The organism is Enterococcus sp. 2G9_DIV0600 (genome assembly GCF_002140615.1).
GTDB classification, from domain to species: Bacteria; Bacillota; Bacilli; order Lactobacillales; family Enterococcaceae; genus Enterococcus_D; species Enterococcus_D innesii.
The window spans coordinates 1116219-1132046 of record NZ_NGLL01000001.1 but is presented as its reverse complement, the minus strand read 5'-3'; the positions used below and the strand labels follow the sequence as shown (position 1 = coordinate 1132046).

16 protein-coding genes and 1 riboswitch are annotated in these 15828 nt (G+C 44.4%); of the genes, 1 reads left to right on the top strand and 15 read right to left on the bottom strand.

Annotated elements, in window-relative coordinates:
* Nucleotides 1-18: 18 nt before the first annotated feature.
* The 4 genes from A5870_RS05400 to A5870_RS05385 form a co-directional block, all read right to left on the bottom strand.
* A complete protein-coding gene (locus tag A5870_RS05400) occupies nt 19-1221 on the bottom strand; it encodes a glycoside hydrolase family 3 protein (protein ID WP_086292054.1) in 1203 nt (400 codons plus the stop codon).
* A 130-nt stretch (nt 1222-1351) separates the two neighbouring features.
* A complete protein-coding gene (locus A5870_RS05395; RefSeq protein WP_005225551.1) occupies nt 1352-1882 on the bottom strand; it encodes a folate family ECF transporter S component in 531 nt (176 codons plus the stop codon).
* 26 nt (nt 1883-1908) lie between these two features.
* A riboswitch (THF riboswitch) is annotated at nt 1909-2010 on the bottom strand.
* Nucleotides 2011-2233: 223 nt separating this feature from the next.
* A complete protein-coding gene (locus tag A5870_RS05390) occupies nt 2234-2416 on the bottom strand; it encodes a hypothetical protein (protein ID WP_077452720.1) in 183 nt (60 codons plus the stop codon).
* Between the two features lie 30 nt (nt 2417-2446).
* Nucleotides 2447-3712 (bottom strand): MFS transporter, encoded by a 1266-nt coding sequence (locus A5870_RS05385; RefSeq protein ID WP_081118173.1) that lies wholly within the window; start codon nt 3710-3712, stop codon nt 2447-2449.
* A 222-nt stretch (nt 3713-3934) separates the two neighbouring features.
* Here A5870_RS05385 and A5870_RS05380 point away from each other — a divergent pair, with 222 nt between their 5' ends.
* Nucleotides 3935-4591, top strand: coding sequence for a Crp/Fnr family transcriptional regulator (locus tag A5870_RS05380; protein WP_077452722.1), 657 nt, complete (start codon nt 3935-3937; stop codon nt 4589-4591).
* 57 nt (nt 4592-4648) lie between these two features.
* Here the strand turns inward: A5870_RS05380 and A5870_RS05375 are convergent, their stop codons facing one another.
* From A5870_RS05375 to A5870_RS05325, 11 genes are all read right to left on the bottom strand, one after another.
* Nucleotides 4649-5041 carry an OsmC family protein gene (locus tag A5870_RS05375; protein WP_086292053.1) on the bottom strand — a complete coding sequence of 131 codons (393 nt, stop codon included), beginning with the start codon at nt 5039-5041 and terminating at the stop codon, nt 4649-4651.
* Complete coding sequence (locus tag A5870_RS05370; protein ID WP_016608213.1) at nt 5038-5928, bottom strand: ATP-binding cassette domain-containing protein; 891 nt, start codon at nt 5926-5928, stop codon at nt 5038-5040. Before A5870_RS05370 ends, A5870_RS05375 begins: the two co-directional genes overlap by 4 nt.
* Nucleotides 5928-6806, bottom strand: a complete 879-nt coding sequence (locus A5870_RS05365) for an ABC transporter ATP-binding protein (RefSeq protein ID WP_086292052.1) — start codon at nt 6804-6806, stop codon at nt 5928-5930. The genes A5870_RS05370 and A5870_RS05365 overlap by 1 nt, the downstream gene beginning before the upstream one ends.
* 3 nt (nt 6807-6809) lie before the next feature.
* Nucleotides 6810-7640, bottom strand: coding sequence for an ABC transporter permease (locus tag A5870_RS05360; protein WP_086292051.1), 831 nt, complete (start codon nt 7638-7640; stop codon nt 6810-6812).
* Entirely contained in the window at nt 7640-8599 is a 960-nt protein-coding gene (locus A5870_RS05355; protein ID WP_077452725.1) for an ABC transporter permease, read from the bottom strand. The genes A5870_RS05360 and A5870_RS05355 overlap by 1 nt, the downstream gene beginning before the upstream one ends.
* A gap of 72 nt (nt 8600-8671) precedes the next feature.
* Nucleotides 8672-10252, bottom strand: coding sequence for an ABC transporter substrate-binding protein (locus A5870_RS05350; protein ID WP_074535034.1), 1581 nt, complete (start codon nt 10250-10252; stop codon nt 8672-8674).
* Nucleotides 10253-10302: 50 nt separating this feature from the next.
* On the bottom strand, nt 10303-11133 hold the full coding sequence (locus A5870_RS05345; protein ID WP_086292050.1) for a MetQ/NlpA family ABC transporter substrate-binding protein: 831 nt from the start codon (nt 11131-11133) through the stop codon (nt 10303-10305).
* A 255-nt stretch (nt 11134-11388) separates the two neighbouring features.
* On the bottom strand, nt 11389-12483 hold the full coding sequence (locus A5870_RS05340; protein ID WP_086292049.1) for an aminotransferase class I/II-fold pyridoxal phosphate-dependent enzyme: 1095 nt from the start codon (nt 12481-12483) through the stop codon (nt 11389-11391).
* The gene (locus A5870_RS05335) at nt 12473-13672 is read right to left on the bottom strand and encodes a MalY/PatB family protein (RefSeq protein WP_086292048.1); all 1200 of its coding nucleotides are present in this window, start codon (nt 13670-13672) and stop codon (nt 12473-12475) included. Before A5870_RS05335 ends, A5870_RS05340 begins: the two co-directional genes overlap by 11 nt.
* Complete coding sequence (locus A5870_RS05330; protein WP_086292047.1) at nt 13662-14630, bottom strand: homoserine O-succinyltransferase; 969 nt, start codon at nt 14628-14630, stop codon at nt 13662-13664. Before A5870_RS05330 ends, A5870_RS05335 begins: the two co-directional genes overlap by 11 nt.
* A gap of 398 nt (nt 14631-15028) precedes the next feature.
* Complete coding sequence (locus A5870_RS05325) at nt 15029-15799, bottom strand: C39 family peptidase (protein WP_086292046.1); 771 nt, start codon at nt 15797-15799, stop codon at nt 15029-15031.
* Nucleotides 15800-15828: the final 29 nt, after the last annotated feature.

Below are 15828 nucleotides of genomic sequence, written 5' to 3'. Positions count from 1 at the left end.
AGCAGGTTTATTTTTTTCTTAAAGTAAATGCAATGCTTCTTTCCAGAGCAAGACTCGTTTGACGGAAGCATTCAAATCAGCTTCCAAATAGCGCCCATCTTCAACCGCTTGTACCACAAAAGGAATCTGTTCTTGATAGGTAGAGGAGATCACTAGATCATTTCCCGCCTGCAACGCCTGTAATGCGGCTTCTTTTTGCGGAATGAACTCAGAAAGTCCTGCCATATCCAAGTCATCCGTCATGATGACCCCTTCAAAATGCAATTCATTTCGCAACAGCTCATGCACGGGTTTTGAAATAGAGGCGGGTACGGTCTTATCGATACTATTGACGATTGTATGGGCCACCAAAATACTATCGGCACCAGCCTTGATCCCTGCGGCAAAAGGCAGAAAATCCGTTTCCCGCAGTGCAGATAGCGGACGGTCATCGGTGACGATTTCGACATGCGAGTCACGATTATTGCCATAGCCAGGAAAATGCTTCAAGGTAGACCCAACGTGGTGTTTCTGTAAAACTTGAACCACACGTTCTACAAACGCACTCGTGCCCTGCGCATCCATGTCAATGGTTCGGTCGTAGATAAAGGACTGCGGATCAGTGGAAACATCGGCAACGGGAAACAGCCCAGCATTGATGCCGTAAGCTTTTAAAATTTCCGCTTTCTTTGCTGTATCTTCTTCGATCGCTGACCATCCACCTTGGGCATACAGCTGTTGTGGTGAGAGAAAACGCTGATCCGTAAGGTTCGGATTGCGGCTGATGCGAGTCACTGTGCCCCCTTCTTCATCCATACCGATCAACAGCGGAATGGCGCTGGCTGCATGGTAATCTGAAATTTTCTGTTTCAAGCTCTCCGCCGTCTCATTTTCGGTATCACGGCCGAATAACAGATAGCCGCCAAAGTGATAATTTTGAAGCTCTTCGATTTGATTGCTTTCTGGTACACGGACAAAAAACAATTGCCCCACCTTTTCCTCCAAACTCATCGTGGCGATTTTTTCTGCTATTGTCTTTTCTGGCTGTTCTTGCGCAGAAGTTGACGTGTTTTTTTGGCCTTCACTGACTTCTTCCTTTGTTTCGTCTCTCGAGCTGCTTTGCTGGATCACGGCTGACTCCTCCGTTTGCTGTTTTTGCTGTTCTATCACCCACTTCATCCCTCCCATTGCTACTAAGACCAAGAAAAGAAACAGTCCCATAGCGAGTCCTTTTTTATTCATAGGTTCACCTTCCCCTCCAAACAAGTTATCGAGAATGACTAAGCCAATTCTTAGAAAGAAAAAAGTGAACCACTGACGAAATATTCGCAGATGATTCACTTCAATGGATGTTATCGTTCTTTTTTACTCGTTAAACGAACCGTCGGATCAGCCGTTTGTATGGTACCGCACGCCCTACGATGTAAATCAACGCAGTTTGTATCGGGAACATGATGACTGCTTTTAGCAAGCGGACCGACCAGATGGCCCAGCTTGTCAAAGGAATATTCAGCATCATAGCTAACCAGATCGGAGTTAAGATCAAGGTTATTAAAAGTGTATTTAACAAGACGACCATCGCCGCTCGTTTTAGTGTGACTTCTTTCCGATAAAAGAAGTAGCCATAAATCAGTCCACCAACGAAGGCATTGATGGTAAAGCCGAAAAAGTAGGCTGATTTTGGAAAAATCACCATTCCTGCGATATCAGCTAATGAGGAGCCAACTGCCGTCCAAAACGGACCAAACAGCATACCCATGATCAGCTGGGGTACAAAAGAAAATGTGATTTTGATATAGGAGGTTTCAAACCCCAAGATTTGCGACAAGACCACCATTAAGGCAATCAAAAGTCCCATGACCGCAATCATGTGTGCATCGACTTTTCTTTTCATAGCGAGCATCTCCTTTTAGAGTTGCTACAAATTCATGCAGCGAATGCGAAAATAAAACCGCGAACGAATGATCGTTCTTCGTCCGAAAGGCAACATCCCATCCTTCCAGCACTTAACGCTTTATTTCCTACTCTGATTTTTATTAGGTATTGCTACCCAGACACACTATAGCATACAAGCGGGGACTGCTACAATTTTTCTTGCTTATTTTTTTGTACAAACTCTGTCAATGTTCGCTTTTCGTTTTTGCATATCAAAAAAACGCTTTTCTCATGTGAATCTTTCTGCCACTAGTAAGTGAGCAGCAAACATTCTCAAAAAAAGCGTTCATTCCTGTTTCTTGTTTCATTTCGTGCCTTACTACCCAATCAGATTGTCATTGATCAATACCGATTTGATATCGCGTAATTGATGATCGATAGCAAGTTGTTCATGGGTCATCGTTGCGGTGACCTCTTTCATAGCGTGCATTTCTTCATTCAATTCGTTGAGGTTCGTCACTAATTTGTTCAATGCTTCAATAATCAGTTGGTTGTTATCCATGGTGAAACACTCCTTTTTGTAATGTTGAGGTTAGTCTTCTTCGTTGATTGGCTGCTTCATCGTACCAACGGCGGCAACTGCGCGTTTCGTTTTATAAAACAATTTGTATAAAACAAGAACGACGACTGGGATCAGTCCGCATAAGATGTAGATTTGCGAATAATCAAACAGACCGTGCAAGCTTCCTAATGCATAGGGACCTACGCCTAAGCCGAGATCCAGCCCGATGAAATAAGTGGAGAGCGCTACGCCGACACGGTGAGGATCGACCTCTTTCAGACAGACGGCTTGGCCATTGGACATGAAGGTGCCATAGCCTAAGCCGACAAAGCAACCCGCAAGCAACAACATCCAGCTGTTGCCGGTAATACTTAATAAGAAAAGACCAAGGGTCAAGAAAAGAAAGCTAGGATACATGACTGCATCGGCGCCATGACGGTCAAATAGTTTGCCAGTCATTGGTCGAGTGAAGGTCACGGAAAGTGCATAGACGATGAAGAAAAAGGCACCGGCCGTTTCTAATCCAAGGTCACTGGCGTAGATCGACAAGAAGCCGAGAACACTGGAATAAGCCAACCCGATCAAAAAGGCAATCCCGGAAATGAAAAAGACTTTTGGTTCGACAAAACTTTTGATGGACCATTTTTTTAGTTGTGCTCTGTGTTCTTCTGTTAATGGGATGTTTTTGACTGGGAACCAGAAACAAGCGATGGCTGTTGCGATTGATAAGATGGTTGCTAACCAAATAATGAAATCAAAGCCGACCGTCGGTAGTAAAAGCATGCCAATAAAAGGTCCGACTGCCGCTGCTAAACTAGTACTTAATCCATAGTAATTGATCCCTTCCCCATGTTTGGAAGCTGGGATATATGCGGTGACGATCGCATTAGCCGCAGTTGAGACAGCACCATAAGCAAACCCATTGAAAAAGCGTACGGTATCTAAAATATAAATATTGACTGAGACTAAATAGGCAGCGGTGGTAATGACATAAAACAAAATCCCCCAGCGCAAAACGGCTTTGCGACCGACTAATTCTAAAATTTTTCCGACATACAAGCGAGCGATCAAGGTCCCGATAATGTAGATCCCCGCTGCCAAGCCAGCTTGTGCAGTGGATGCCCCTAACTCCTGCGTGGCAAATTTCGCGGTGATGACGACAAAACAATAATACACGAGAAAGACGATAAAATTGATCAAGGTAATCGTGATAAACCCTTTGTTCCATAGTTTTTCATTTTTGGTTGATGGCAACGAGCTGACGACTCCTTCTTGATTGGTTTCCCTATCTGACATGTTTCTTCCATTCCTCCTGTTTGTGCTGTGATGCGTTCTACTATACCGAAACTTCCTCTGCTTGAAATGCGCTTTTGCTGTTAAAAAAGAGCATTAACAAGAAACATTAACATTTGTTATTGCTTTTTCACCAGAAATGTCTTTTAATGAAGCATGAATAGAGGAAATTTCAGATTTTTTTCAGAAAATGTTGGGTTGGCATCAAGTGAAGGAGTAACGTGGGTGGAGAAACAGATATTACGTGATTATTTAGAAAAACAAGCAATACCGGTCGTTATCCGTAAGAAAAAGAGTTACTTGACGTATGAAGGGATCCCGGATCGGTACGTCTACATTTTAAAAAAAGGCATCATCAAAACTAGCGTAGTGACCCATGAAGGGCGCGAATTCAACTTGCGCTATTTGACGGATTTCGAAATCGTCTCTTTGTTTAAAGACGAATCCTCTCAAGAAGTCGAAGCCCCTTTTAATGTGCGGGTTGAATCAGAAGAAGCCGAATTATACAAAATCGTGCGGGATCAATTTTGGGCAGATGTCAATCGTGACCGTCTGCTGCAGGATTATGTCAAAGAGTATTATCGACGAAATTTGATGGATACGATGAAAAAGATGCAGCAAATGCTGATGAACGGCAAATTTGGTGCTGTCTGTACTCAAATCAATGAGTTGTATGAAACTTTTGGGGTTCAAACAACTGACGGTGTCTTGATCGATTTTGAAGTCACCAATGAAGAGATCGCTCGCTTTTGCGGCATTACCTCTGCCAGCAGTGTCAATCGAATGATGCAAAAATTACGAGAATCTGGCGCCCTAAAGAGTGTCGATCGCAAATTATTAGTGACAGATATCGACTTTATTCGGGAGAATATTATTTATTGATCAAAAAAAAAGACTTTGTATGCCTATTGGTTTCAGGCACACAAAGTCTTTTTTCGATTAAATAAACGTCACCGTTTCCGTCACTTCGATCGTTGGATCTAATGATTGGATCACGGGGCAATTTGGTGAAACGAGTTTTAGGCAGCGGGTCGCTTTGTCATGATCAGCTTCGGCGATTTTCGCATAAAACTGAATTTGGATAGCACTGACTGGTTGGGCTTTTTTGTTGTCGTCTCGGTCATAGCTGACTTCGATCTTTTCGATTTCTGCTGCAACCTTTGAATTTTCTAAGACGGATGCGTATACATAGCCGCCGCAAGCAGCGACCGCACTCACCAGCATTTGGACTGGCGAATAGCCTTTTTCCCGTGCTAACACCCAATTGCCAGTTGGGGTCGTCATTTCAAATTTGTCGCTTCCTTGATGGATCGTCAATGTTTCTACTGTCATCGTTTTTCTCTCCTCACAAAATGATCTGGTTCAACTTCGACCCATTCATACAATGGTGTCAAAGTAATCGTGCTTTGAATTTCCGTTTGTTCCATCGCACCTCTTGCTAACACAGGATCAGCGATCGGCGCTGCTGCTAATAATTTCTTCGTGTAAGGATGCAGCGGATTTTCAAACAAACGGTCGGTAGGTGCCAATTCAACTAATTTCCCTTGATACATGACGGCTGTTCGATCACTGATATGACGAATCACGGACAAGTCATGGGAAATGAATAAATAAGACAATGAAAACTCTTTTTGTAGACGCAGCAGCAATTGGATGATCTGAGCCTGAATGGAGACATCTAATGCCGAAGTCGGTTCATCACACAAGACGAACGCCGGGCGATTGACCACCGCACGAGCGATGCCAATCCGTTGCCGTTGTCCGCCGCTGAAACTGCGCGGCAATTTATGGACATCATCACCGGTGATCCCGACGATCGCTAAGATTTCTTTGGCTTTCGCTCGAGCAGCATCTTTCGTTTCATGATACAACGGCTCCATCACCAGTTCAAGTGCCGTCATACGGGGATTCAATGAGGAATACGGATCTTGGAAAATGATCTGCATTTGCTGATACGCTGCTTTGCGATCTTCTGCCGTCAATGCTGTTAACTCTTTGCCTTCAAAGAAAATCTCCCCGCTTGTTAAGGTCTCTAAATTTAAAATACTGCGTCCTAAAGTGGTTTTCCCACTCCCGGATTCCCCCACTAGCCCCAATGTCTCGCCTCGATGAATCGTTAGGCTGACATCTTCGACCGCTCGGACTTCGCTGACAGTGCCGCGCCAGTTTTTACTGCGAAAGGTTTTCGTAGCATGTTCTACGCGAATCAGTTCTTCCATTATTCTGTCACCTCCTGATTACGCCAGACGCGATGGGTCTTAGATAGCTGCGTTTCTTGCAACTCATCTGCCAATGTCTCGTGATAATCAAAGACTTTTAATTCAGCATGCTTGTCGCCTAAATGGGCCGCTTGCAATAACTGTTTCGTATAAGGATGTGCCGGTTGATAAAAGATTTCTTCCGTGGTGCCTTCTTCCACAACTTGGCCTTGATACATCACTTTAATAAAGTCGCACATTCCTGCAACGACCCCGAAGTCATGGGTCACAAGGACGACGGAAAGCTGGTTCTCTCTTTGCAAGTTTTTGATCAATACCAAAATCTGTGCTTGGATCGTCACATCTAAAGCCGTCGTCGGTTCATCGGCGATCAGCAATTTCGGTTGCGCCAACAAAGCCATGGCGATCATCACCCGCTGACGCATCCCCCCAGATAGCTCATGAGGATATTGTTTCATACGTTGTGCTGGAAAAGGTATGCCGACTTTTTCTAACTCTTTGACGGCGATTTCTTGTGCTGCTTTTTTCGATACTTTTTGTGAGCGGCGAATCACTTCGATCAAATGATAGCCGATCGTGCGCAAAGGATTTAACGAAGTCATCGGGTCTTGAAAAATCATAGCAATTGGTAATGTTCGACGATCGCTAACTGCTGCTCCTTCAAATGTATAACTGGCATAGTGATCGGTCACTTTATCGGGCAAAAGATCCATGACACTTTTCATGGTCATACTTTTGCCGCTGCCTGATTCGCCCACGATCCCAACCACTTTGCCCTTAGGAATCACCAGATCAAGATTTTTGACTAACGGTTTCGGCCCAGTTTTGCTTTGAAATGTCACATTCAACGCTTCGATCGCTAATAACTCTGTCATCATTGGTCACACCTCTCTTTGCAAGACATGTTTGATCATGTCGCCGATATTGTTAAAGGAATAGATGGTGAAAATAACAAAAAGCCCGGGAAGGATCGCCATGTATGGTGCCCGCTGCAAGCTGTTTTGCGCGTTTTGCAACAGACTGCCCCACGAAGCCATCGGTTGCTGAATGCCTAAGCCTAGAAAACTCAAAGCCGATTCGGTCATGATCGCTCCTGAAATACTTGCAGATGCCGCAACGATCAAGGTTGGCAGTACTGCTGGGAAAACATGCTTAATGATAATACTAAATGAAGAACGTCCGATAAATTTCCCGTAAGCGACATATTCCCGTTCTTTCGCCGCTAACGTTTCACCACGAATCAAACGAGCGATGTTCATCCAGGAGAAGCCGCCGATCACAATAATAATCGTAGTTAGTCCGGGACGTAAAAAGACGCTCAAAACGATCACTAACACCAACCAAGGAATCGATGACAATACATCGACGAGCCGCATCAGCAAGTTGTCGATCCAACCACCAAAGTAGCCAGAAACAAGACCGACAAAAGTCCCAATAAACGTCGCAGTGATCATTGCCAACACACCTACAAACAAGGACACCCGACCGCCGTAGACGACCCGAATAAAGTAATCCCGCCCCACTTCATCGGTTCCAAATAAATGAGCCCAACTCGGCGGCTGTGACATGTTGCTGACATCCGTTGCATTGGGATCGATGGGGATCAAAGGTGCAACAAGCGACAAAATAATCAGTAACGTCAGGAAAACGACAGAAAAGGTATAGATGGGCGAAGCAAGCATGACTTCACTGATTTTTTTGAAACGTTTCATTACTTACCCCCTCCTTTACGGATACGTGGATCAACCACGGAGTATAATACATCCGCTAACAAATTCCCTAAGATGACCAGTGTTGCTGACAACAGCATGATGGCCATGATCACAGGATAATCGAGGCTTTTCGTCGCACTCATCAAGTAAGGGCCGACGCCCGGCCAGCCGTAGATCGTTTCTGTAATGATCGCACCGGTAACTAACATCGGCAACGCCAAGCCGATTTGGGTGACAACGGGAATCAAAATATTGCGACTAATATGACGGCTGAAAATCTGCCATTTGCTGGCATGAAATGCCCGTTGCACCATCACGTAGTCTTCTGAAACTTGTTGTGTCGCTGATGCCCGGATATACCGCGTCAAATCTGGAAAGAAGGCGACTGTCAATGTGGTATAAGGCAAAATAAAATGCTGCAGAAAATCGCCAAAATCCCCTTCTTTACCGACCGTATACATGCCAATGATTGGAAACATATTTAATAAGTAACCAAACACATAAATCAAGATCATCGCAAACCAGAAGGTCGGCACAGCGATCCCTAAAGATGCCACAGCGTCAATGATCCGATCCCAAATCTTTCCTTTGTTGGCAGCAGCCAACAGGCCCAAAATGATCGCCAACAACAAGGCAGTCAAATAAGCGGGGATCACTAGGCGCATGGTATTGGGAATCCGAGTCGCAAGTTCTTGTGAAATGCTACTTTGAGACACCAACGAAAAGCCAAGATTACCGGTAAGAACATTTCTGATCCAAAGAAAATATTGAACCAAAAAGGGTTGATCCAAGCCATAGCGCTGCCGCAAAAGATCGATTTGCTCTTGCGACATATTGGGTGTCGTGATGGAGTCGATCACATCATACGGTGCGATATGTATAAGCGAAAAAACGATAAAAGAGATCACAAACAGCAAAGGGATTGCTTGCAATACTCGTTTTGCAATGTATCGAAACATAACTGACCTACTTTCTTTTTCATAGAAAAAAGCTGTGATAAAAAAGATTCCTCTTTATCACAGCCAATGGATTTACTTGATTGTCAATTTAGACATATCTTCGAATGTATAGATTGGGATCAAACCTGCATCTTCTACATTACCAATTCGGTTATTGACCGCTAGGATTTTCTTGTTGTCAACGATTGGGTAAATGATCGCTTCGTCAGCAATGGCTTTTTGCAAATCATCATACAATGCTTCACGTTTGTCCGTGTCTAATTCAACTGCTGCTTGGGCAAACAAATTGTCAATGGTTTCGCTATTGCTTTGGAAGTAGTTGGCACTACCGCCAGTTTCAAATAGACTGCCGTATAAGTCAGGGTCATTTCCCATGATATACCCGCCAAGGAATAAGTTGTACTTCGTTGAATCAGGTTTCTTCAACTCGGTAAAGATCGCTGTACCATCGCCCCCTTCAAGGGTAACTGTAATGCCTGCTTGTTGCAATTGTTGTTGGATCAACGTAGCTTGGATCGTTTGGGCTGGATCGGTTGAGTTGAAAGCCAAATTCAACGACAAATCAGTCACACCAGCTTCTTGTAAAAGTTCTTGAGCCTTTTCGACATTTGTCTCGTATTTTTCAACATCATCAGTGACGTATGGGTTGTTCGGTGGCAAGAATGAATATGGTGTTGCATAATACTCTTCATCTAAATACGCCGCTTGATTTAATTCATCTTTGTTCAACGCATAAAGAACTGCTTGTCGAACTTTCACATCTTGCAAAGCATCTGAGTGAGTGTTCAAGCCTAGATAACCGACACGGTTTTCAGTATAAGGATAAACAGAGATCTGCTCATCATCTAAGTCTTCAATATCTGAAGGCAAGACAACGGCTGCATCCACTTCCCCTTTTTGCAAAGCGACTTTCGCCGTATCGGTACTTTCGATGATACGCAACGTCACATTTTGAATCGAAGGCTTGCCGCCATAATAGTTTTCATTGGCTTCAAAAGTAAAGTACTCACCACGTTTGTATTCTTTCAGTTGATACGGACCGGTGCCGACTGGTTTTTCAGGCAGTTCACTGACAGAGAAGTCGGTAACATCTTTAAAGATATGCTCGGGAATGATGTATGTTTCGGTTGCGATGTTGCTGATCGCTGCGGCACTTGGTGTCGGCAACACGAATTTGACGGTGTATTCATCCACTTTTTCGATCGCGATTGGTTGGTCGTCGACCCAAAGGGAATCGGCATTGCCATTTTCTTTTTTGACTTTTTGTTCATATGTGAAAACAACGTCATCGGCGGTAAAGTCTTCGCCATCTGACCATTTCACATCTTGTTTCAAATGTACTGTCAAGGAAAGGCCGTCTTCAGCTGGTTCCACTGATTCTGCCAACGCATTTTGTGTCGTTCCATCTGCTTCCACTGTAACTAATGGAGAATAGATCATGTTTGTCACTGTCAATCCCCAACGATCACTGGTGTTAATCGGGTTAGTGGACGATGGGTCCCCGCTGATCGCATAAGTGAATGTTGAATCATCCCCAGCTCCAGCTGCACTACTGGTTGACGTTTCTTCTGTATTTGATCCACCGCAGGCTGCTAGAACAAATCCTAGTCCAACGACGGCAACACTTGCTAAACCTTTTTTCCAATTTATCATTTTTCCATCCTACTTCCTGTTCCTATATAGTAATAGTCGTTTTTACCTTTCTATTCCCATACAGGTATACTAGATTTCTTTGTTACTTCCTCGATAATTGCTTTTACTTCATCGGTCTGATAATATCGAACGACCGTTTGGTAAACGTCATTGTCTGCTTCGTCTGCTCGCGCAGCGATCACATTATAATAAGGCTTGGAGGAATCAGCCACGGGTTCTAAGAAAATCGCATCTTCTGTAGGTACCAAACCAGCATCAACGGCCATGCCATTATTGATCAAAGAAATGTCGACGTCAGTCATAGCTCGAGCAGTCTGATTGGAATCAAGCAGCTCAAATTTCAAAGCTTTGGGATTGTCAGTCACATCACTAGTTGTCGGCAGTAGACCCTTGGATTCATCCAAAGTGATCAAACCAGCCGTTTGTAAAAGCAGCAGTGCGCGACTCTCATTTGAGACATCATTCGGTAAAGCCACTGTAGCTCCATCAGCCAATTCACTGACATCTGTGATTTTATCGGAATAAATACCAAGTGGGTTTAATGTCGTATACGCAATCGTTGTGTTGGAATAACCACTTTCTTCGTTGACGTTGTCCATAAAAATCTCCGTCAATGCTGCGTGTAGATCGATCGACCCATCCTCTAGTGCGACGATTGGTTGGCGATAATCGGTAAACTTCACCAATTGCAGGTCGATGTTTTCATTTTCCTTCAGTTCTTCCTGCACATGTTCCCAGGCTTCGTTTTGTTCACCAACGACACCCAATTTGACAACGGTGGCTTCCTCATCTGCTTGACTGCTGCCGCAAGCGGCGAAGCTGAACAATGCCAGCAATCCAAGAGCCCCTGTTGCCAATCCCTTTACTACGTTTCTTTTCATTCCTTTTTCCCCTTTTGTTCCCTCCTCAGATCAATCGTCTCGTTTTCTTGTGGCGTTGCTCAACTAGACCAATTTCACCTTTTCTTTTAGAAAGAACTGCTTTCTCGTGAGAAAAAAGGGAGAATGCCTGTTGCCGTCAACCGAAAACATCGGACTCACTATTCATATGTAGTGTAACTTTATCCTATACAACTAAAACTGTCAATAAAATTACTCTACAAAAGTAAGTTTTTAACTAGCTGATCTGCGGTCGGGTTATTTGAATATCTTCAGTGCATTTTCTAAGTCATCGATCAAATCTTTACTACTTTCGATCCCAATGGAGATTCGTAAAAGATCCGGCGTCAATCCATAAGATTCTCGTACCTCTTGAGGAATATCCGCGTGGGTCTGTGTCGTTGGATACGTGATGAGACTTTCCACACCCCCTAGGCTTTCCGCAAAGGTAAAGACCTTTAATGCTGCTAAAAAGCCACTGATTTTGGTTTCATCAAGCACCCGAATGCTGATCATCGCGCCGGCATTCGGATACAGCACCTCTTTAATCGCCGGATGGGCTCGTAAAAAGCGGCCGACTTCCTTGGCGTTGGCTTCTTGCCGTTCAAAGCGCAACGGCAGCGTCTTTAAACTTCGAATAAATAACCACGTATCAAAGCTGCTCAAGGTAGGGCCAGAAGTATTGGCTAAATAGTTCAAACGCTCCCCCAGCTGCGCATCTTTGGCGATGACGACGCCTGCCAAAATATCATTGTGGCCAGATAAGAATTTGGTACCTGAGTGGATCACCAGATCGGCACCTTCCTCTAAGGGCAACTGTCGCAAGGGCGTCAAAAAGGTGTTATCTACAATCAATAGCGCCCCCTGTTCGTGAGCAAGCTTGGCGGTTTCAGCAATATCCGTCACGGTCATCAAAGGATTCGTTGGGGTCTCTAAAAAGACAGCCGTTACCTCGTTAGTTAATTTCTCACTTAATTCTGTTACAGTACTGAAGGTATCGAAGAATGCCCGCTGGCTTTTTTCCAATTCCGCAAAATAGCGAAAGCTGCCGCCGTACAAGTCACGAGAAACCAAAAAGCGGCTGCCGCTGGCAAACAAATCAAAAATCAAAGCGATCGCACTCATGCCAGAGCTGGTCACTACTGCCCGAGCCCCTTTTTCTAATTCAGCAAGACCCGCTTCTAAAATATCACGGGTTGGGTTTTTGGTACGGGTATAATCATAGCCGGTACTTTGCCCCAATTCAGGATGCGCAAAGGTCGTGGAAAGATAGATCGGTGGGCTGATCGCCCCAGTTTGCTGATCCGAATGATTGCCTAATTGTGCCAGAAAAGTTGCTGTATCAATCGTCATGTCGTTCCTCCTTTTTGATTGCCTCGATCATGCGATCAAGGGCTTGTTGAATAATAGTCGGTGTTGTCGCAAGATTCAGACGAATCAAGCCTTGACCGTCTTTGGCGAACCATTCCCCATAATCGAGTGCCAAACTGGCAGCATCTTGGATCACGTGCTTGGTTCGTTCTTTGGCAATGACTTGCCGCAGATCCACCCAGAGAAGGTAGGTTCCTTCTAAGGGCAGGAGCTCAATCTTGGGAAATGCTTCTTGCAGTTTCTGGCGGACCATTTGTTCATTGGTAGCAATCACCAAAAGCAGGTCCGCTAGCCATTGATCCCCCGATTCATACGCGGCTTTCGCAGCCACCAATCCCAAACGATTGACTTCCGTCTGCTTGTATTGTCGGCACCACTCCTCATAGGCTCTACGCATCTCTAAAACAGGAATCCAAACATGAGAGAGCAATAATCCTGCTAAGTTGAAGGTTTTTGAGGGCGAATCCAGAACGATCAGCTTCTCAAAGCCGACCCCCTGTGCCACTGTCACGGCTGAAACAAATTGCTGCTCACCGAGTATCAGCTCACGATGGATCTCATCGGCGATCACGACAACCTCATGTTTTTGACAGATTGCCAATAACTGATGTAGCTCTTCCTCTTGCCAGACCCGCCCTACTGGATTGTGGGGGGAGCAGAGAATAAATAGTTTCACTTTTTCTTCAATGATTTGGGCTTCAAAAGCAGCAAAATCGATTCGATAGGAATTCCCCACTTTTTGTAAAGGTGCTTCTATCAAGCGTCTTTTCGTCTCTTTGATGCTGTCAAAAAAGGGATAGTAGACGGGCGGCTGGATCAAGATGCCATCGTCAGGTTCTGTGAAACAATGAAGCAAATCAACCAAAGATTGGACGACCCCTGTGGAAAACGAGAGCCATTTTTCTTCAAATTTCGTCCCCCAGTGGCGATCTTGCCAGCCCTGATAGGCTGAAAAATAGCCTGAGGGGGGAATGCCATAGCCGAAGGTTCCTTGAGCAACCAGTTGCTGCAAAGCTTTTTCTACTGCTTTTGGCGCCGCAAAATCCATATCGGCTACCCATAAAGGCAAAAGCTTTTCTCCTTGGAACCGTTGATCGACAAGATCCCATTTTAAAGAATCAGTGCCTTTTCGCTGTCTGGCATAATGGGAGAGAAAGGACTCAATCGTCATTGATACTCACCCGACCTTCTGGCTCGCTACCGATCCGATAACCTTCTTTCGTGGGCTTGACGGACAGGTCATACGGCGTTCGCAAATAGGTTTCATTGATCCAATTGCTGAAAAACAAGGAGGCATGTCCCCGCCAACGGTTGGTGATTTTCCCACCTAAACGGTCATAGGCAAAGTAATTTTGCGGCAATGCGGTAGCTAAGCCCCGTTCCATGTCTCGCAAGTACTCTTCATTCAAGGTCGTTGTATGGTATTCAAAATGTCCTAGTAAAAAGACATTTTTATGATCCTCTGATACGAAGATGGAGGGTCCCGTTTCAACTCCCGCTGCCAATATTTCTAAGGGGGCTTGGGCGAGCTGGACTTCATCGATGCCAGTATAGCGCGAATGGGGCGTATAAAAGACGTCGTCAAAGCCCCGAACGAGTGGATGGAAATGCGTGACTGTTTGTTCGAAGACACCGAACAATTTGCTTGGGTACAACACTTTTTCGATACCGTAATGGTAATAAAGTCCTGCTTGCGCTCCCCAACAAATATGCAAGACTGAAGTGCAATTCGTCTGGCTCCAATTCATGATCTCTTGCAGTTCTTGCCAATAATCAATGGCTTCAAATGTCATTTTTTCAACAGGGGCACCAGTAATGATCAAGCCGTCTAAGCGTTGGGACTGGATCACTGAAAATTCTTGATAGAACTTTTCCATGTGATCGACAGACGTGTTTTTGCTTTCGTGGTACTTCATTTTCAGTAAAGTCACCTCAATTTGCAGAGGGCTTTGAGAAAGCAGACGCAACAACTGATTTTCTGTAGCGATCTTTTTCGGCATCAAATTGACGATGGCGATTTTCAAGGGACGGATCTCTTGCTTCGCCGCTTTATGCTGCAGTAAGGCAAAGACATTTTCTTTTTGCAGGACCGCTGCAGCGGGTAATTCTTTGGGAATAATGATTGGCATTGCTTCAACCCCTTACAGATAAATTTCTTGTTGAAGAGAAAGCGAACAGTTTCGGCTGTGAAAAACAAAAAAAGCCGCCCTTTTATCCTTGCGGATAAAAGGGACGACTTGATGCGCGTTACCACCCTAATTCGTGCTATTCTCACAAATAACACCTCAACAGTACACTATGATACTTGGCGCTGTAACGGGCGCATGCCGTTTTGCTGGCGTGAACCAACAAAAAAACTCAGAGCTCATCTTCACTGATCACCGCATGTCTCCTTTTTCACCAACCGGAGTCTCTGTACCTTTGTTGATCTGCTACTCTTCTCTTCAACGTTATCGAAATCTTTGTTTAATTTTAAAAAATTATAATTGTTTTTTCATTTACTGTCAACGTCAAGTTTATTTTTTTCTTATAGTTCTTCTAAATATAAATATTGTTGCCCCATTTTTTCATAAATCGTTGCTAAGTCTTCTTTGCTGACTTCGCGATCTTTATGCCCATAAGGGTCATTGACATACATCGTCTCTCCGTCGATTCCCGTGATTACTACCGAGTGGATCAATGCAGTCACAAGGATTTCGCCATTTTTCGTATTCCATTGAAAGAAGTCAGCATCGGTAGGTACTTGTAATTCTAAGGTCGCGATCATCCAAACGGGTTTTCCAGATTGCAGTACTTTGACGATCTCATCAAAGCTTTTGTCTCGTCCACTAACAACTTCATATTGCTCTTTCACAATCCTTTCGGCAACATCGGTGATCGGCTCAACGTCAACCCCCATTGCGCTGTCGCCGCCATAGATGTTTCCAACAAAGCCTTCTCGCGGATCGCCATGGTGATCGTAATCCTCATAAAGCGGGACATACGCTAATTCTTCCGCCAATTGATTTTTATTGGTACCAAATCCGTAAAAATTCAAGAGCATCGATAAAGCTGTTACTTCACAGCCGTTTCCTAGGGCAACTTCATCGAATTGATTTTCTAACGGAACATCTAATTGAATAACCTCACTGTATTCCGGCTCTGGTGTTTGTTCCTCATCCGAAAGTGCTAATGTCAATTCATCCTCTATCACTTCAAAGGGGGATTGCCCGTTCTTACTGTCATAAAAAATCAGCAGAAAGAAGAGCATCAAGACGAACATACTTAAAAGTAACCGTTTTAACTTTATCTTCTTCATCTACTTCCTCCTCTTGTATATTATAACTT